The 18,485-nt window shown below is 70.5% G+C and carries 18 protein-coding genes; all 18 read right to left on the bottom strand.

Going from position 1 to position 18,485, the window contains the following annotated elements:
* Positions 1 to 38 precede the first annotated feature (38 nt).
* A complete protein-coding gene (locus BS74_RS11175; protein ID WP_038059298.1) occupies positions 39 to 1,241 on the bottom strand; it encodes a protein rep in 1,203 nt (400 codons plus the stop codon).
* Between the two features lie 198 nt (positions 1,242 to 1,439).
* Positions 1,440 to 2,126 carry a hypothetical protein gene (locus BS74_RS11170; protein ID WP_185747760.1) on the bottom strand — a complete coding sequence of 229 codons (687 nt, stop codon included), beginning with the start codon at positions 2,124 to 2,126 and terminating at the stop codon, positions 1,440 to 1,442.
* A complete protein-coding gene (locus BS74_RS11165; protein WP_038059301.1) occupies positions 2,113 to 2,790 on the bottom strand; it encodes a hypothetical protein in 678 nt (225 codons plus the stop codon). Before BS74_RS11165 ends, BS74_RS11170 begins: the two co-directional genes overlap by 14 nt.
* 544 nt (positions 2,791 to 3,334) lie before the next feature.
* Positions 3,335 to 4,537, bottom strand: a complete 1,203-nt coding sequence (locus BS74_RS11160) for a protein rep (RefSeq protein WP_038059298.1) — start codon at positions 4,535 to 4,537, stop codon at positions 3,335 to 3,337.
* A 198-nt stretch (positions 4,538 to 4,735) separates the two neighbouring features.
* Complete coding sequence (locus tag BS74_RS11155; RefSeq protein WP_038059304.1) at positions 4,736 to 5,239, bottom strand: hypothetical protein; 504 nt, start codon at positions 5,237 to 5,239, stop codon at positions 4,736 to 4,738.
* Positions 5,240 to 5,407: 168 nt separating this feature from the next.
* A complete protein-coding gene (locus BS74_RS11150; RefSeq protein ID WP_038059301.1) occupies positions 5,408 to 6,085 on the bottom strand; it encodes a hypothetical protein in 678 nt (225 codons plus the stop codon).
* Positions 6,086 to 6,640: 555 nt separating this feature from the next.
* Complete coding sequence (locus BS74_RS11145) at positions 6,641 to 7,843, bottom strand: protein rep (protein ID WP_038059298.1); 1,203 nt, start codon at positions 7,841 to 7,843, stop codon at positions 6,641 to 6,643.
* Positions 7,844 to 8,041: 198 nt separating this feature from the next.
* Entirely contained in the window at positions 8,042 to 8,728 is a 687-nt protein-coding gene (locus tag BS74_RS11140) for a hypothetical protein (protein WP_185747760.1), read from the bottom strand.
* The gene (locus BS74_RS11135; protein ID WP_038059301.1) at positions 8,715 to 9,392 is read right to left on the bottom strand and encodes a hypothetical protein; all 678 of its coding nucleotides are present in this window, start codon (positions 9,390 to 9,392) and stop codon (positions 8,715 to 8,717) included. The genes BS74_RS11140 and BS74_RS11135 overlap by 14 nt, the downstream gene beginning before the upstream one ends.
* Positions 9,393 to 9,949: 557 nt before the next feature.
* Entirely contained in the window at positions 9,950 to 11,152 is a 1,203-nt protein-coding gene (locus BS74_RS11130; protein WP_038059298.1) for a protein rep, read from the bottom strand.
* Between the two features lie 197 nt (positions 11,153 to 11,349).
* Positions 11,350 to 12,036 (bottom strand): hypothetical protein, encoded by a 687-nt coding sequence (locus BS74_RS11125; protein WP_185747760.1) that lies wholly within the window; start codon positions 12,034 to 12,036, stop codon positions 11,350 to 11,352.
* Positions 12,023 to 12,316 (bottom strand): hypothetical protein, encoded by a 294-nt coding sequence (locus BS74_RS11120; RefSeq protein WP_038059294.1) that lies wholly within the window; start codon positions 12,314 to 12,316, stop codon positions 12,023 to 12,025. Before BS74_RS11120 ends, BS74_RS11125 begins: the two co-directional genes overlap by 14 nt.
* A gap of 931 nt (positions 12,317 to 13,247) precedes the next feature.
* Entirely contained in the window at positions 13,248 to 14,051 is an 804-nt protein-coding gene (locus BS74_RS11990) for a hypothetical protein (protein WP_185747759.1), read from the bottom strand.
* A gap of 359 nt (positions 14,052 to 14,410) precedes the next feature.
* Positions 14,411 to 15,097, bottom strand: coding sequence for a hypothetical protein (locus tag BS74_RS11110; RefSeq protein ID WP_185747758.1), 687 nt, complete (start codon positions 15,095 to 15,097; stop codon positions 14,411 to 14,413).
* Positions 15,098 to 15,306: 209 nt separating this feature from the next.
* On the bottom strand, positions 15,307 to 15,933 hold the full coding sequence (locus BS74_RS11105) for a hypothetical protein (RefSeq protein WP_185747757.1): 627 nt from the start codon (positions 15,931 to 15,933) through the stop codon (positions 15,307 to 15,309).
* Positions 15,934 to 16,539: 606 nt separating this feature from the next.
* Positions 16,540 to 17,049 carry a hypothetical protein gene (locus BS74_RS11100; protein ID WP_038059286.1) on the bottom strand — a complete coding sequence of 170 codons (510 nt, stop codon included), beginning with the start codon at positions 17,047 to 17,049 and terminating at the stop codon, positions 16,540 to 16,542.
* Positions 17,050 to 17,060: 11 nt separating this feature from the next.
* On the bottom strand, positions 17,061 to 17,741 hold the full coding sequence (locus BS74_RS11095; RefSeq protein ID WP_038059278.1) for a protein rep: 681 nt from the start codon (positions 17,739 to 17,741) through the stop codon (positions 17,061 to 17,063).
* Positions 17,742 to 17,946: 205 nt separating this feature from the next.
* Complete coding sequence (locus tag BS74_RS11090; protein WP_038059264.1) at positions 17,947 to 18,387, bottom strand: hypothetical protein; 441 nt, start codon at positions 18,385 to 18,387, stop codon at positions 17,947 to 17,949.
* Between the last annotated feature and the right edge of the window lie 98 nt (positions 18,388 to 18,485).

Here is an 18,485-nt window from a genome sequence, read left to right as displayed (position 1 = left end):
CGGGTACCCTTTCCGCCAAGTTTTAGCGGAGGGTTTTGCTAGACGCAAGCCGCCACCTCCTCCTCCCCAGGAGGAGCACGGGGAACCACATCCCACTCCACCCCCTCCACGAGCCCCAGAAGCTCACAGGCCAGGACCAGCGAGCCCAGGGACTCAGCCACATGGATCCAGTAGGCCAGCCGGCCAGACCGGAGAAGCCAGACATAAGCGGCCCGGGCGAGCTTGACCACCTCCACCGGAGGCCGGGCCTCCTCCTCGGCCTCCACCTCGGCCAGGGCCTCCCGGAGGAGGAGGGTCAGCGCCCTGGAAGTGGTCAGGGCCTTGCGGCCACGGGTGGCCTTGGCGTACTCCACCCACCGCCAGGCGGCCTCCTCAGGGGTCAGACCGAGGCGAGTAGCGTGCCGGAGGGCGTGGCCGCAAAACTCCCGGAGTATCAAGGCCCCCCCCTCCTCCAGGGGGTCCACCTCCACCTCCCTCCCCTCCCCGTCCACCCAGGCCGGGGTGCCCTGGTACGGGATGGCCCCCCCAGCCCAGGCCGCCCCCAGCAACTCAAAGGGGGTCAGGCCCTGGTGGCCCCCTTTCAGAGGTCCACCCGCCACCTCGAGGCCGAGGCCCCACGAGCCCTTGCCCACATAGCGGCTCACATGGCCCAAGTCCTCCTCGGACTCCACGACCTCAAAGGAGTAGGCATCACGGGACGAGGGAGCCCAGCCCACCGCCTCCACCGCCTCACTCCACGCCTCCCAAAGTGGATCCTCAAGGGCCCAGGGATCCCGGTGAGCAGGCACGAGCAGAAGGGCGTGGATGTGGGGGTGCCAGCCGTTGCGCCCGAAGGTAATCTCCACCGAACGGGCATAGGCCACCCCCCGGAGGAGGGCCTTGACCCGCCTATGCCCCCAGGCCCACCGCCAGGCCGAGGAGAGGGCCCCGAAGACATCGGCCAGGGCCTCCCCCCGGGTGTGCCGAACCGTGAGCACCACATGCACGGCCCGGTAGCCGAGCCCCACCAGCCGGGCCGCCGCCCGGGCCAGGGCCTCGCCCCGGTCCCGGGCCAGCCGCGAGGAGCACACCGGGCAAGCCCACGGGGACCCGCAGGTCATCACCCCGGAGAAGCGGACCCGGTAGCCCTCCTCCTCCTCCACGAGGAAGGCCGTTACATGGTCCCCCTGAGGGGCGGGGTAGCCGCAGGAAGTAAGCCCCCGGAAGTGGTCAGCGTAGGGGGCGAGCGCCCGCCGGACCACCTCCCGGAGGCCGTAGGAGAGGGCCCTTTGGCCGTCCTGAACGAGGATTTCGGGGGAAGGTAAAACCCCCGGGGATTTAGGTCGGCCACCGCACCCCCGGGGGTCAGACCATTCTACCCCGAACCTCCGGCAGGGTGAAGTTTGTAGGGGGGAAGTCCGAGCTTGGCGATGGCCGACCGCATGCCCCCATTATAGGGGCTAACCCCTCAACCACCAGACCACGGCCCCGCCCAGGAGGGCCGCCCCCAGGTAGGGAAGGGCCGACACCCAGCCCGCAGAGTGGACGGAGGAGAGGACGAGGAAGCCCACGGCGAAGAGGGACGAAAGCACCGCCAGGGTGGTGGCGGGGACCAGGGGATTGACCACCCGGCTCAGGGCCTCGGAAACCTCCCGGCGCGTATCGGCGACAAACCCCTGCATCTCCCCCTCCAAGCGGCGAAGGAAGCCGCCCAGGGTGGCGGACATCTCCCCGGAAAGCCTCTCATACCGCTTAGCCTCCCCCCTAAACGCCTCCAGCACCTCCCCCAGCCCCTTCAGGTCCCGGACCACCTCGGGAATGGTGGGCGCACCCTCCTTGAGCCCCCGAGCCAGCCGGCCAGCCGTCTCCAGGAGGGAAAGGGCTTCCTCCACGGAGAGGCGAGGGGACACGGACCGGGCCACCCCGTAGGCCAGACGCAGAAGCTCCGCCGCCTCGGGGGGCCAAAGGTACTCCTCCCCTTTCTCCTTCTGCTCCTTACGCAGGGGATAACCCCGGTCCAGGAGCAGGCCCGCGTAGTACCGGGCCGTACCGGGAGAGATGCCGACCCGCCGGGCCACATCCCCGGTAGTGAGCCAGCCCCCCCCAAGGGAGGACGCACGCCAATCCTGAGCCTCAGTCTTGTCCATCCCACCACCTCCCAATCACATAGACCCGCCAGGCATCCGAGAGGCCTTCACGCCCCTCCAACCACCGCCTGAGCAGAGAGCCCACCGCCCGAGCCCTCTCCTCGGAGGGCACAAACCAGAGCACCCCGGAGTAGACCGAAAGCCACGCCTCCCACCGAGCCCAGACCGCCTCGGGGGAAAGGCGCATGTCCACCTCCACGGCCACCGGGGAGTAGAGATGAGGCCAGCCGGTATCAGGGCGCTTCGTGAACCTCGGAAGGAAGGGGGCCAGGGCCTCCACATCCCAGACCTCAGCATCAGGGCGGGGGACCCCCTTCAAGCGACCCTCCCGGCCTAGCCAACGGGCCCACTCCCTCCCTCGGAGGGAACGCCGGGAGGACCGGACGGCCAGGGAGTCCCAAAGGTCAGGGCGGGCCCTCAGGCGGTAGCGGGCCACCGCAGTCGCCAGGGCATGGCGGAGGGCCTTCGGCGCAAGAGCCACCTCACCCCGGGACCACCCCACCACCTCGAGGCGGACCGCCCTCCGGGACCAGGGGGTAGGGGGAAGGTGGACCACCCTCCGGTGGCCCGCCCCCCGGGGAACCCCGTAGACCTCAGCCAGCCAGCGGGGCATGACCCCGTCGCAGGCCAGATGCACCAGGGGGTGGGGCCTCTCCTCAGCCACCCGCTACCTCCAAACCCTCCAGACCCGGGGCGGCCTCGGGGCCAACCAGTCTACGGGTGGGCCACCCTGTCCAGGGCAAGCCCCTTCGGGGGTGCGGGGCCCTACCCCGCACCCTGGACAGGGGCCCGGCCCACCCCGTACCCCGCAACCCGAGGAGGCCGCCCCAGAAAAATGCCGCCCCAAAGGAAGGGGGGCCCCCCTCGTCCCCTGACGGGGCCCCTTCCACGCCCGGCGCGGGTTTGCAGGCAGGGGGCTGGGCGCCCCCTGCACCCCCGTTTCGTTCCATCCGGGGGGGTATGGGTGGGGGGTCGGGCCTCGCACCAAGGCCCGAGGGGCGAAGCCCCTAGGGGGGGCGCTTCGCGCCCCCCTAGGGCTTCGCCCCTCGCCCGCCCCCCAGTCAGCCACGCCAGGGGCATACGCAAAGTATACCGCCCAGAAAGGGGATTTTGGGGGGCGGGCTCACCCCCAAACCCCATACCCCCCGCAAAAAACCTCGCGAAAAGTGCCGGGTACCCTTTCCGCCAAGTTTTAGCGGAGGGTTTTGCTAGACGCAAGCCGCCACCTCCTCCTCCCCAGGAGGAGCACGGGGAACCACATCCCACTCCACCCCCTCCACGAGCCCCAGAAGCTCACAGGCCAGGACCAGCGAGCCCAGGGACTCAGCCACATGGATCCAGTAGGCCAGCCGGCCAGACCGGAGAAGCCAGACATAAGCGGCCCGGGCGAGCTTGACCACCTCCACCGGAGGCCGGGCCTCCTCCTCGGCCTCCACCTCGGCCAGGGCCTCCCGGAGGAGGAGGGTCAGCGCCCTGGAAGTGGTCAGGGCCTTGCGGCCACGGGTGGCCTTGGCGTACTCCACCCACCGCCAGGCGGCCTCCTCAGGGGTCAGACCGAGGCGAGTAGCGTGCCGGAGGGCGTGGCCGCAAAACTCCCGGAGTATCAAGGCCCCCCCCTCCTCCAGGGGGTCCACCTCCACCTCCCTCCCCTCCCCGTCCACCCAGGCCGGGGTGCCCTGGTACGGGATGGCCCCCCCAGCCCAGGCCGCCCCCAGCAACTCAAAGGGGGTCAGGCCCTGGTGGCCCCCTTTCAGAGGTCCACCCGCCACCTCGAGGCCGAGGCCCCACGAGCCCTTGCCCACATAGCGGCTCACATGGCCCAAGTCCTCCTCGGACTCCACGACCTCAAAGGAGTAGGCATCACGGGACGAGGGAGCCCAGCCCACCGCCTCCACCGCCTCACTCCACGCCTCCCAAAGTGGATCCTCAAGGGCCCAGGGATCCCGGTGAGCAGGCACGAGCAGAAGGGCGTGGATGTGGGGGTGCCAGCCGTTGCGCCCGAAGGTAATCTCCACCGAACGGGCATAGGCCACCCCCCGGAGGAGGGCCTTGACCCGCCTATGCCCCCAGGCCCACCGCCAGGCCGAGGAGAGGGCCCCGAAGACATCGGCCAGGGCCTCCCCCCGGGTGTGCCGAACCGTGAGCACCACATGCACGGCCCGGTAGCCGAGCCCCACCAGCCGGGCCGCCGCCCGGGCCAGGGCCTCGCCCCGGTCCCGGGCCAGCCGCGAGGAGCACACCGGGCAAGCCCACGGGGACCCGCAGGTCATCACCCCGGAGAAGCGGACCCGGTAGCCCTCCTCCTCCTCCACGAGGAAGGCCGTTACATGGTCCCCCTGAGGGGCGGGGTAGCCGCAGGAAGTAAGCCCCCGGAAGTGGTCAGCGTAGGGGGCGAGCGCCCGCCGGACCACCTCCCGGAGGCCGTAGGAGAGGGCCCTTTGGCCGTCCTGAACGAGGATTTCGGGGGAAGGTAAAACCCCCGGGGATTTAGGTCGGCCACCGCACCCCCGGGGGTCAGACCATTCTACCCCGAACCTCCGGCAGGGTGAAGTTTGTAGGGGGGAAGTCCGAGCTTGGCGATGGCCGACCGCATGCCCCCATTATAGGGGCTAACCCCTCAACCACCAGACCACGGCCCCGCCCAGGAGGGCCGCCCCCAGGTAGGGAAGGGCCGACACCCAGCCCGCAGAGTGGACGGAGGAGAGGACGAGGAAGCCCACGGCGAAGAGGGACGAAAGCACCGCCAGGGTGGTGGCGGGGACCAGGGGATTGACCACCCGGCTCAGGGCCTCGGAAACCTCCCGGCGCGTATCGGCGACAAACCCCTGCATCTCCCCCTCCAAGCGGCGAAGGAAGCCGCCCAGGGTGGCGGACATCTCCCCGGAAAGCCTCTCATACCGCTTAGCCTCCCCCCTAAACGCCTCCAGCACCTCCCCCAGCCCCTTCAGGTCCCGGACCACCTCGGGAATGGTGGGCGCACCCTCCTTGAGCCCCCGAGCCAGCCGGCCAGCCGTCTCCAGGAGGGAAAGGGCTTCCTCCACGGAGAGGCGAGGGGACACGGACCGGGCCACCCCGTAGGCCAGACGCAGAAGCTCCGCCGCCTCGGGGGCCAAAGGTACTCCTCCCCTTTCTCCTTCTGCTCCTTACGCAGGGGATAACCCCGGTCCAGGAGCAGGCCCGCGTAGTACCGGGCCGTACCGGGAGAGATGCCGACCCGCCGGGCCACATCCCCGGTAGTGAGCCAGCCCCCCCCAAGGGAGGACGCACGCCAATCCTGAGCCTCAGTCTTGTCCATCCCACCACCTCCCAATCACATAGACCCGCCAGGCATCCGAGAGGCCTTCACGCCCCTCCAACCACCGCCTGAGCAGAGAGCCCACCGCCCGAGCCCTCTCCTCGGAGGGCACAAACCAGAGCACCCCGGAGTAGACCGAAAGCCACGCCTCCCACCGAGCCCAGACCGCCTCGGGGGAAAGGCGCATGTCCACCTCCACGGCCACCGGGGAGTAGAGATGAGGCCAGCCGGTATCAGGGCGCTTCGTGAACCTCGGAAGGAAGGGGGCCAGGGCCTCCACATCCCAGACCTCAGCATCAGGGCGGGGGACCCCCTTCAAGCGACCCTCCCGGCCTAGCCAACGGGCCCACTCCCTCCCTCGGAGGGAACGCCGGGAGGACCGGACGGCCAGGGAGTCCCAAAGGTCAGGGCGGGCCCTCAGGCGGTAGCGGGCCACCGCAGTCGCCAGGGCATGGCGGAGGGCCTTCGGCGCAAGAGCCACCTCACCCCGGGACCACCCCACCACCTCGAGGCGGACCGCCCTCCGGGACCAGGGGGTAGGGGGAAGGTGGACCACCCTCCGGTGGCCCGCCCCCCGGGGAACCCCGTAGACCTCAGCCAGCCAGCGGGGCATGACCCCGTCGCAGGCCAGATGCACCAGGGGGTGGGGCCTCTCCTCAGCCACCCGCTACCTCCAAACCCTCCAGACCCGGGGCGGCCTCGGGGCCAACCAGTCTACGGGGTGGGCCACCCTGTCCAGGGCAAGCCCCCTTCGGGGGTGCGGGGCCCCTACCCCGCACCCTGGACAGGGGCCCGGCCCACCCCGTACCCCGCAACCCGAGGAGGCCGCCCCAGAAAAATGCCGCCCCAAAGGAAGGGGGCCCCCCTCGTCCCCTGACGGGGCCCCTTCCACGCCCGGCGCGGGTTTGCAGGCAGGGGGCTGGGCGCCCCCTGCACCCCCGTTTCGTTCCATCCGGGGGGGTATGGGGTGGGGGGGTCGGGCCTCGCACCAAGGCCCGAGGGGGCGAAGCCCCTAGGGGGGGCGCTTCGCGCCCCCCTAGGGGCTTCGCCCCTCGCCCCGCCCCCCCAGTCAGCCACGCCAGGGGCATACGCAAAGTATACCGCCCAGAAAGGGGATTTTGGGGGGCGGGGCTCACCCCCCAAACCCCATACCCCCCCGCAAAAAACCTCGCGAAAAGTGCCGGGTACCCTTTCCGCCAAGTTTTAGCGGAGGGTTTTGCTAGACGCAAGCCGCCACCTCCTCCTCCCCAGGAGGAGCACGGGGAACCACATCCCACTCCACCCCCTCCACGAGCCCCAGAAGCTCACAGGCCAGGACCAGCGAGCCCAGGGACTCAGCCACATGGATCCAGTAGGCCAGCCGGCCAGACCGGAGAAGCCAGACATAAGCGGCCCGGGCGAGCTTGACCACCTCCACCGGAGGCCGGGCCTCCTCCTCGGCCTCCACCTCGGCCAGGGCCTCCCGGAGGAGGAGGGTCAGCGCCCTGGAAGTGGTCAGGGCCTTGCGGCCACGGGTGGCCTTGGCGTACTCCACCCACCGCCAGGCGGCCTCCTCAGGGGTCAGACCGAGGCGAGTAGCGTGCCGGAGGGCGTGGCCGCAAAACTCCCGGAGTATCAAGGCCCCCCCCTCCTCCAGGGGGTCCACCTCCACCTCCCTCCCCTCCCCGTCCACCCAGGCCGGGGTGCCCTGGTACGGGATGGCCCCCCCAGCCCAGGCCGCCCCCAGCAACTCAAAGGGGGTCAGGCCCTGGTGGCCCCCTTTCAGAGGTCCACCCGCCACCTCGAGGCCGAGGCCCCACGAGCCCTTGCCCACATAGCGGCTCACATGGCCCAAGTCCTCCTCGGACTCCACGACCTCAAAGGAGTAGGCATCACGGGACGAGGGAGCCCAGCCCACCGCCTCCACCGCCTCACTCCACGCCTCCCAAAGTGGATCCTCAAGGGCCCAGGGATCCCGGTGAGCAGGCACGAGCAGAAGGGCGTGGATGTGGGGGTGCCAGCCGTTGCGCCCGAAGGTAATCTCCACCGAACGGGCATAGGCCACCCCCCGGAGGAGGGCCTTGACCCGCCTATGCCCCCAGGCCCACCGCCAGGCCGAGGAGAGGGCCCCGAAGACATCGGCCAGGGCCTCCCCCCGGGTGTGCCGAACCGTGAGCACCACATGCACGGCCCGGTAGCCGAGCCCCACCAGCCGGGCCGCCGCCCGGGCCAGGGCCTCGCCCCGGTCCCGGGCCAGCCGCGAGGAGCACACCGGGCAAGCCCACGGGGACCCGCAGGTCATCACCCCGGAGAAGCGGACCCGGTAGCCCTCCTCCTCCTCCACGAGGAAGGCCGTTACATGGTCCCCCTGAGGGGCGGGGTAGCCGCAGGAAGTAAGCCCCCGGAAGTGGTCAGCGTAGGGGGCGAGCGCCCGCCGGACCACCTCCCGGAGGCCGTAGGAGAGGGCCCTTTGGCCGTCCTGAACGAGGATTTCGGGGGAAGGTAAAACCCCCGGGGATTTAGGTCGGCCACCGCACCCCCGGGGGTCAGACCATTCTACCCCGAACCTCCGGCAGGGTGAAGTTTGTAGGGGGGAAGTCCGAGCTTGGCGATGGCCGACCGCATGCCCCCATTATAGGGGCTAACCCCTCAACCACCAGACCACGGCCCCGCCCAGGAGGGCCGCCCCCAGGTAGGGAAGGGCCGACACCCAGCCCGCAGAGTGGACGGAGGAGAGGACGAGGAAGCCCACGGCGAAGAGGGACGAAAGCACCGCCAGGGTGGTGGCGGGGACCAGGGGATTGACCACCCGGCTCAGGGCCTCGGAAACCTCCCGGCGCGTATCGGCGACAAACCCCTGCATCTCCCCCTCCAAGCGGCGAAGGAAGCCGCCCAGGGTGGCGGACATCTCCCCGGAAAGCCTCTCATACCGCTTAGCCTCCCCCCTAAACGCCTCCAGCACCTCCCCCAGCCCCTTCAGGTCCCGGACCACCTCGGGAATGGTGGGCGCACCCTCCTTGAGCCCCCGAGCCAGCCGGCCAGCCGTCTCCAGGAGGGAAAGGGCTTCCTCCACGGAGAGGCGAGGGGACACGGACCGGGCCACCCCGTAGGCCAGACGCAGAAGCTCCGCCGCCTCGGGGGGCCAAAGGTACTCCTCCCCTTTCTCCTTCTGCTCCTTACGCAGGGGATAACCCCGGTCCAGGAGCAGGCCCGCGTAGTACCGGGCCGTACCGGGAGAGATGCCGACCCGCCGGGCCACATCCCCGGTAGTGAGCCAGCCCCCCCCAAGGGAGGACGCACGCCAATCCTGAGCCTCAGTCTTGTCCATCCCACCACCTCCCAATCACATAGACCCGCCAGGCATCCGAGAGGCCTTCACGCCCCTCCAACCACCGCCTGAGCAGAGAGCCCACCGCCCGAGCCCTCTCCTCGGAGGGCACAAACCAGAGCACCCCGGAGTAGACCGAAAGCCACGCCTCCCACCGAGCCCAGACCGCCTCGGGGGAAAGGCGCATGTCCACCTCCACGGCCACCGGGGAGTAGAGATGAGGCCAGCCGGTATCAGGGCGCTTCGTGAACCTCGGAAGGAAGGGGGCCAGGGCCTCCACATCCCAGACCTCAGCATCAGGGCGGGGGACCCCCTTCAAGCGACCCTCCCGGCCTAGCCAACGGGCCCACTCCCTCCCTCGGAGGGAACGCCGGGAGGACCGGACGGCCAGGGAGTCCCAAAGGTCAGGGCGGGCCCTCAGGCGGTAGCGGGCCACCGCAGTCGCCAGGGCATGGCGGAGGGCCTTCGGCGCAAGAGCCACCTCACCCCGGGACCACCCCACCACCTCGAGGCGGACCGCCCTCCGGGACCAGGGGGTAGGGGGAAGGTGGACCACCCTCCGGTGGCCCGCCCCCCGGGGAACCCCGTAGACCTCAGCCAGCCAGCGGGGCATGACCCCGTCGCAGGCCAGATGCACCAGGGGGTGGGGCCTCTCCTCAGCCACCCGCTACCTCCAAACCCTCCAGACCCGGGGCGGCCTCGGGGCCAACCAGTCTACGGGGTGGGCCACCCTGTCCAGGGCAAGCCCCCTTCGGGGGTGCGGGGCCCCTACCCCGCACCCTGGACAGGGGCCCGGCCCACCCCGTACCCCGCAACCCGAGGAGGCCGCCCCAGAAAAATGCCGCCCCAAAGGAAGGGGGGCCCCCCTCGTCCCCTGACGGGGCCCCTTCCACGCCCGGCGCGGGTTTGCAGGCAGGGGGCTGGGCGCCCCCTGCACCCCCGTTTCGTTCCATCCGGGGGGGTATGGGGTGGGGGGGTCGGGCCTCGCACCAAGGCCCGAGGGGGCGAAGCCCCTAGGGGGGGCGCTTCGCGCCCCCCCTAGGGGCTTCGCCCCTCGCCCCGCCCCCCCAGTCAGCCACGCCAGGGGCATACGCAAAGTATACCGCCCAGAAAGGGGATTTTGGGGGGCGGGGCTCACCCCCCAAACCCCATACCCCCCCGCAAAAAACCTCGCGAAAAGTGCCGGGTACCCTTTCCGCCAAGTTTTAGCGGAGGGTTTTGCTAGACGCAAGCCGCCACCTCCTCCTCCCCAGGAGGAGCACGGGGAACCACATCCCACTCCACCCCCTCCACGAGCCCCAGAAGCTCACAGGCCAGGACCAGCGAGCCCAGGGACTCAGCCACATGGATCCAGTAGGCCAGCCGGCCAGACCGGAGAAGCCAGACATAAGCGGCCCGGGCGAGCTTGACCACCTCCACCGGAGGCCGGGCCTCCTCCTCGGCCTCCACCTCGGCCAGGGCCTCCCGGAGGAGGAGGGTCAGCGCCCTGGAAGTGGTCAGGGCCTTGCGGCCACGGGTGGCCTTGGCGTACTCCACCCACCGCCAGGCGGCCTCCTCAGGGGTCAGACCGAGGCGAGTAGCGTGCCGGAGGGCGTGGCCGCAAAACTCCCGGAGTATCAAGGCCCCCCCCTCCTCCAGGGGGTCCACCTCCACCTCCCTCCCCTCCCCGTCCACCCAGGCCGGGGTGCCCTGGTACGGGATGGCCCCCCCAGCCCAGGCCGCCCCCAGCAACTCAAAGGGGGTCAGGCCCTGGTGGCCCCCTTTCAGAGGTCCACCCGCCACCTCGAGGCCGAGGCCCCACGAGCCCTTGCCCACATAGCGGCTCACATGGCCCAAGTCCTCCTCGGACTCCACGACCTCAAAGGAGTAGGCATCACGGGACGAGGGAGCCCAGCCCACCGCCTCCACCGCCTCACTCCACGCCTCCCAAAGTGGATCCTCAAGGGCCCAGGGATCCCGGTGAGCAGGCACGAGCAGAAGGGCGTGGATGTGGGGGTGCCAGCCGTTGCGCCCGAAGGTAATCTCCACCGAACGGGCATAGGCCACCCCCCGGAGGAGGGCCTTGACCCGCCTATGCCCCCAGGCCCACCGCCAGGCCGAGGAGAGGGCCCCGAAGACATCGGCCAGGGCCTCCCCCCGGGTGTGCCGAACCGTGAGCACCACATGCACGGCCCGGTAGCCGAGCCCCACCAGCCGGGCCGCCGCCCGGGCCAGGGCCTCGCCCCGGTCCCGGGCCAGCCGCGAGGAGCACACCGGGCAAGCCCACGGGGACCCGCAGGTCATCACCCCGGAGAAGCGGACCCGGTAGCCCTCCTCCTCCTCCACGAGGAAGGCCGTTACATGGTCCCCCTGAGGGGCGGGGTAGCCGCAGGAAGTAAGCCCCCGGAAGTGGTCAGCGTAGGGGGCGAGCGCCCGCCGGACCACCTCCCGGAGGCCGTAGGAGAGGGCCCTTTGGCCGTCCTGAACGAGGATTTCGGGGAAGGTAAAACCCCCGGGGATTTAGGTCGGCCACCGCACCCCCGGGGGTCAGACCATTCTACCCCGAACCTCCGGCAGGGTGAAGTTTGTAGGGGGGAAGTCCGAGCTTGGCGATGGCCGACCGCATGCCCCCATTATAGGGGCTAACCCCTCAACCACCAGACCACGGCCCCGCCCAGGAGGGCCGCCCCCAGGTAGGGAAGGGCCGACACCCAGCCCGCAGAGTGGACGGAGGAGAGGACGAGGAAGCCCACGGCGAAGAGGGACGAAAGCACCGCCAGGGTGGTGGCGGGGACCAGGGGATTGACCACCCGGCTCAGGGCCTCGGAAACCTCCCGGCGCGTATCGGCGACAAACCCCTGCATCTCCCCCTCCAAGCGGCGAAGGAAGCCGCCCAGGGTGGCGGACATCTCCCCGGAAAGCCTCTCATACCGCTTAGCCTCCCCCCTAAACGCCTCCAGCACCTCCCCCAGCCCCTTCAGGTCCCGGACCACCTCGGGAATGGTGGGCGCACCCTCCTTGAGCCCCCGAGCCAGCCGGCCAGCCGTCTCCAGGAGGGAAAGGGCTTCCTCCACGGAGAGGCGAGGGGACACGGACCGGGCCACCCCGTAGGCCAGACGCAGAAGCTCCGCCGCCTCGGGGGGCCAAAGGTACTCCTCCCCTTTCTCCTTCTGCTCCTTACGCAGGGGATAACCCCGGTCCAGGAGCAGGCCCGCGTAGTACCGGGCCGTACCGGGAGAGATGCCGACCCGCCGGGCCACATCCCCGGTAGTGAGCCAGCCCCCCCCAAGGGAGGACGCACGCCAATCCTGAGCCTCAGTCTTGTCCATCCCACCACCTCCCAATCACATAGACCCGCCAGGCATCCGAGAGGCCTTCACGCCCCTCCAACCACCGCCTGAGCAGAGAGCCCACCGCCCGAGCCCTCTCCTCGGAGGGCACAAACCAGAGCACCCCGGAGTAGACCGAAAGCCACGCCTCCCACCGAGCCCAGACCGCCTCGGGGGAAAGGCGCATGTCCACCTCCACGGCCACCGGGGAGTAGAGATGAGGCCAGCCGGTATCAGGGCGCTTCGTGAACCTCGGAAGGAAGGGGGCCAGGGCCTCCACATCCCAGACCTCAGCATCAGGGCGGGGACCCCCTTCAAGCGACCCTCCCGGCCTAGCCAACGGGCCCACTCCCTCCCTCGGAGGGAACGCCGGGAGGACCGGACGGCCAGGGAGTCCCAAAGGTCAGGGCGGGCCCTCAGGCGGTAGCGGGCCACCGCAGTCGCCAGGGCATGGCGGAGGGCCTTCGGCGCAAGAGCCACCTCACCCCGGGACCACCCCACCACCTCGAGGCGGACCGCCCTCCGGGACCAGGGGGTAGGGGGAAGGTGGACCACCCTCCGGTGGCCCGCCCCCGGGGAACCCCGTAGACCTCAGCCAGCCAGCGGGGCATGACCCCGTCGCAGGCCAGATGCACCAGGGGGTGGGGCCTCTCCTCAGCCACCCGCTACCTCCAAACCCTCCAGACCCGGGGCGGCCTCGGGGCCAACCAGTCTACGGGGTGGGCCACCCTGTCCAGGGCAAGCCCCCTTCGGGGGTGCGGGGCCCCTACCCCGCACCCTGGACAGGGGCCCGGCCCACCCCGTACCCCGCAACCCGAGGAGGCCGCCCCAGAAAAATGCCGCCCCAAAGGAAGGGGGCCCCCCTCGTCCCCTGACGGGGCCCCTTCCACGCCCGGCGCGGGTTTGCAGGCAGGGGGCTGGGCGCCCCCTGCACCCCCGTTTCGTTCCATCCGGGGGGGTATGGGGTGGGGGGTCGGGCCTCGCACCAAGGCCCGAGGGGCGAAGCCCCTAGGGGGGCGCTTCGCGCCCCCCCTAGGGCTTCGCCCTCGCCCCGCCCCCCAGTCAGCCACGCCAGGGGCATACGCAAAGTATACCGCCCAGAAAGGGGATTTTGGGGGCGGGGCTCACCCCCCAAACCCCATACCCCCCCGCAAAAAACCTCGCGAAAAGTGCCGGGTACCCTTTCCGCCAAGTTTTAGCGGAGGGTTTTGCTAGACGCAAGCCGCCACCTCCTCCTCCCCAGGAGGAGCACGGGGAACCACATCCCACTCCACCCCCTCCACGAGCCCCAGAAGCTCACAGGCCAGGACCAGCGAGCCCAGGGACTCAGCCACATGGATCCAGTAGGCCAGCCGGCCAGACCGGAGAAGCCAGACATAAGCGGCCCGGGCGAGCTTGACCACCTCCACCGGAGGCCGGGCCTCCTCCTCGGCCTCCACCTCGGCCAGGGCCTCCCGGAGGAGGAGGGTCAGCGCCCTGGAAGTGGTCAGGGCCTTGCGGCCACGGGTGGCCTTGGCGTACTCCACCCACCGCCAGGCGGCCTCCTCAGGGGTCAGACCGAGGCGAGTAGCGTGCCGGAGGGCGTGGCCGCAAAACTCCCGGAGTATCAAGGCCCCCCCTCCTCCAGGGGGTCCACCTCCACCTCCCTCCCTCCCCGTCCACCCAGGCCGGGGTGCCCTGGTACGGGATGGCCCCCCAGCCCAGGCCGCCCCCAGCAACTCAAAGGGGGTCAGGCCCTGGTGGCCCCCTTTCAGAGGTCCACCCGCCACCTCGAGGCCGAGGCCCCACGAGCCCTTGCCCACATAGCGGCTCACATGGCCCAAGTCCTCCTCGGACTCCACGACCTCAAAGGAGTAGGCATCACGGGACGAGGGAGCCCAGCCCACCGCCTCCACCGCCTCACTCCACGCCTCCCAAAGTGGATCCTCAAGGGCCCAGGGATCCCGGTGAGCAGGCACGAGCAGAAGGGCGTGGATGTGGGGGTGCCAGCCGTTGCGCCCGAAGGTAATCTCCACCGAACGGGCATAGGCCACCCCCGGAGGAGGCCTTGACCCGCCTATGCCCCCAGGCCCACCGCCAGGCCGAGGAGAGGGCCCCGAAGACATCGGCCAGGGCCTCCCCCGGGTGTGCCGAACCGTGAGCACCACATGCACGGCCCGGTAGCCGAGCCCCACCAGCCGGGCCGCCGCCCGGGCCAGGCCTCGCCCCGGTCCCGGGCCAGCCGCGAGGAGCACACCGGGCAAGCCCACGGGACCCGCAGGTCATCACCCCGGAGAAGCGGACCCGGTAGCCCTCCTCCTCCTCCACGAGGAAGGCCGTTACATGGTCCCCCTGAGGGGCGGGGTAGCCGCAGGAAGTAAGCCCCCGGAAGTGGTCAGCGTAGGGGGCGAGCGCCCGCCGGACCACCTCCCGGAGGCCGTAGGAGAGGGCCCTTGGCCGTCCTGAACGAGGATTTCGGGGGAAGGTAAAACCCCCGGGGATTTAGGTCGGCCACCGCACCCCCGGGGTCAGACCATTCTACCCCGAACCTCCGGCAGGGTGAAGTTTGTAGGGGGAAGTCCGAGCTTGGCGATGGCCGACCGCATGCCCCCATTATAGGGGCTAACCCCTCAACCACCAGACCACGGCCCGCCCAGGAGGGCCGCCCCAGGTAGGGAAGGGCCGACACCCAGCCCGCAGAGTGGACGGAGGAGAGGACGAGGAAGCCCACGGCGAAGAGGGACGAAAGCACCGCCAGGGTGGTGGCGGGGACCAGGGGATTGACCACCCGGCTCAGGGCCTCGGAAACCTCCCGGCGCGTATCGGCGACAAACCCCTGCATCTCCCCCTCCAAGCGGCGAAGGAAGCCGCCCAGGGTGGCGGACATCTCCCCGGAAAGCCTCTCATACCGCTTAGCCTCCCCCCTAAACGCCTCCAGCACCTCCCCCAGCCCCTTCAGGTCCCGGACCACCTCGGGAATGGTGGGCGCACCCTCCTTGAGCCCCCGAGCCAGCCGGCCAGCCGTCTCCAGGAGGGAAAGGGCTTCCTCCACGGAGAGGCGAGGGGACACGGACCGGGCCACCCGTAGGCCAGACGCAGAAGCTCCGCCGCCTCGGGGGCCAAAGGTACTCCTCCCCTTTCTCCTTCTGCTCCTTACGCAGGGGATAACCCCGGTCCAGGAGCAGGCCCGCGTAGTACCGGGCCGTACCGGGAGAGATGCCGACCCGCCGGGCCACATCCCCGGTAGTGAGCCAGCCCCCCCCAAGGGAGGACGCACGCCAATCCTGAGCCTCAGTCTTGTCCATCCCACCACCTCCCAATCACATAGACCCGCCAGGCATCCGAGAGGCCTTCACGCCCCTCCAACCACCGCCTGAGCAGAGAGCCCACCGCCCGAGCCCTCTCCTCGGAGGGCACAAACCAGAGCACCCCGGAGTAGACCGAAAGCCACGCCTCCCACCGAGCCCAGACCGCCTCGGGGGAAAGGCGCATGTCCACCTCCACGGCCACCGGGGAGTAGAGATGAGGCCAGCCGGTATCAGGGCGCTTCGTGAACCTCGGAAGGAAGGGGGCCAGGGCCTCCACATCCCAGACCTCAGCATCAGGGCGGGGGACCCCCTTCAAGCGACCCTCCCGGCCTAGCCAACGGGCCCACTCCCTCCCTCGGAGGGAACGCCGGGAGGACCGGACGGCCAGGGAGTCCCAAAGGTCAGGGCGGGCCCTCAGGCGGTAGCGGGCCACCGCAGTCGCCAGGGCATGGCGGAGGGCCTTCGGCGCAAGAGCCACCTCACCCCGGGACCACCCCACCACCTCGAGGCGGACCGCCCTCCGGGACCAGGGGGTAGGGGGAAGGTGGACCACCCTCCGGTGGCCCGCCCCCCGGGGAACCCCGTAGACCTCAGCCAGCCAGCGGGGCATGACCCCGTCGCAGGCCAGATGCACCAGGGGGTGGGCCTCTCCTCAGCCACCCGCTACCTCCAAACCCTCCAGACCCGGGGCGGCCTCGGGGCCAACCAGTCTACGGGGTGGGCCACCCTGTCCAGGGCAAGCCCCCTTCGGGGGTGCGGGGCCCCTACCCCGCACCCTGGACAGGGGCCCGGCCCACCCCGTACCCCGCAACCCGAGGAGGCCGCCCAGAAAAATGCCGCCCCAAAGGAAGGGGGGCCCCCCTCGTCCCCTGACGGGGCCCCTTCCACGCCCGGCGCGGGTTTGCAGGCAGGGGGCTGGGCGCCCCCTGCACCCCCGTTTCGTTCCATCCGGGGGGGTATGGGGTGGGGGGGTCGGGCCTCGCACCAAGGCCCGAGGGGGCGAAGCCCCTAGGGGGGGCGCTTCGCGCCCCCCCTAGGGGCTTCGCCCCTCGCCCCGCCCCCCCAGTCAGCCACGCCAGGGGCATACGCAAAGTATACCGCCCAGAAAGGGGATTTTGGGGGGCGGGGCTCACCCCCCAAACCCCATACCCCCCCGCAAAAAACCTCGCGAAAAGTGCCGGGTACCCTTTCCGCCAAGTTTTAGCGGAGGGTTTTGCTAGACGCAAGCCGCCACCTCCTCCTCCCCAGGAGGAGCACGGGGAACCACATCCCACTCCACCCCCTCCACGAGCCCCAGAAGCTCACAGGCCAGGACCAGCGAGCCCAGGGACTCAGCCACATGGATCCAGTAGGCCAGCCGGCCAGACCGGAGAAGCCAGACATAAGCGGCCCGGGCGAGCTTGACCACCTCCACCGGAGGCCGGGCCTCCTCCTCGGCCTCCACCTCGGCCAGGGCCTCCCGGAGGAGGAGGGTCAGCGCCCTGGAAGTGGTCAGGGCCTTGCGGCCACGGGTGGCCTTGGCGTACTCCACCCACCGCCAGGCGGCCTCCTCAGGGGTCAGACCGAGGCGAGTAGCGTGCCGGAGGGCGTGGCCGCAAAACTCCCGGAGTATCAAGGCCCCCCCCTCCTCCAGGGGGTCCACCTCCACCTCCCTCCCCTCCCCGTCCACCCAGGCCGGGGTGCCCTGGTACGGGATGGCCCCCCCAGCCCAGGCCGCCCCCAGCAACTCAAAGGGGGTCAGGCCCTGGTGGCCCCTTTCAGAGGTCCACCCGCCACCTCGAGGCCGAGGCCCCACGAGCCCTTGCCCACATAGCGGCTCACATGGCCCAAGTCCTCCTCGGACTCCACGACCTCAAAGGAGTAGGCATCACGGGACGAGGGAGCCCAGCCCACCGCCTCCACCGCCTCACTCCACGCCTCCCAAAGTGGATCCTCAAGGGCCCAGGGATCCCGGTGAGCAGGCACGAGCAGAAGGGCGTGGATGTGGGGGTGCCAGCCGTTGCGCCCGAAGGTAATCTCCACCGAACGGGCATAGGCCACCCCCCGGAGGAGGGCCTTGACCCGCCTATGCCCCCAGGCCCACCGCCAGGCCGAGGAGAGGGCCCCGAAGACATCGGCCAGGGCCTCCCCCCGGGTGTGCCGAACCGTGAGCACCACATGCACGGCCCGGTAGCCGAGCCCCACCAGCCGGGCCGCCGCCCGGGCCAGGGCCTCGCCCCGGTCCCGGGCCAGCCGCGAGGAGCACACCGGGCAAGCCCACGGGGACCCGCAGGTCATCACCCCGGAGAAGCGGACCCGGTAGCCCTCCTCCTCCTCCACGAGGAAGGCCGTTACATGGTCCCCCTGAGGGGCGGGGTAGCCGCAGGAAGTAAGCCCCCGGAAGTGGTCAGCGTAGGGGGCGAGCGCCCGCCGGACCACCTCCCGGAGGCCGTAGGAGAGGGCCCTTTGGCCGTCCTGAACGAGGATTTCGGGGGAAGGTAAAACCCCCGGGGATTTAGGTCGGCCACCGCACCCCCGGGGGTCAGACCATTCTACCCGAACCTCCGGCAGGGTGAAGTTTGTAGGGGGGAAGTCCGAGCTTGGCGATGGCCGACCGCATGCCCCCATTATAGGGGCTAACCCCTCAACCACCAGACCACGGCCCCGCCCAGGAGGCCGCCCCCAGGTAGGGAAGGGCCGACACCCAGCCCGCAGAGTGGACGGAGGAGAGGACGAGGAAGCCCACGGCGAAGAGGGACGAAAGCACCGCCAGGGTGGTGGCGGGGACCAGGGGATTGACCACCCGGCTCAGGGCCTCGGAAACCTCCCGGCGCGTATCGGCGACAAACCCCTGCATCTCCCCCTCCAAGCGGCGAAGGAAGCCGCCCAGGGTGGCGGACATCTCCCCGGAAAGCCTCTCATACCGCTTAGCCTCCCCCCTAAACGCCTCCAGCACCTCCCCCAGCCCCTTCAGGTCCCGGACCACCTCGGGAATGGTGGGCGCACCCTCCTTGAGCCCCCGAGCCAGCCGGCCAGCCGTCTCCAGGAGGGAAAGGGCTTCCTCCACGGAGAGGCGAGGGGACACGACCGGGCCACCCGTAGGCCAGACGCAGAAGCTCCGCCGCCTCGGGGGGCCAAAGGTACTCCTCCCCTTTCTCCTTCTGCTCCTTACGCAGGGGATAA

The sequence above is a fragment of the Thermus amyloliquefaciens genome, assembly GCF_000744885.1.
GTDB lineage: Bacteria > Deinococcota > Deinococci > Deinococcales > Thermaceae > Thermus > Thermus amyloliquefaciens.
This window is presented reverse-complemented; position numbering and strand designations above follow the sequence as displayed.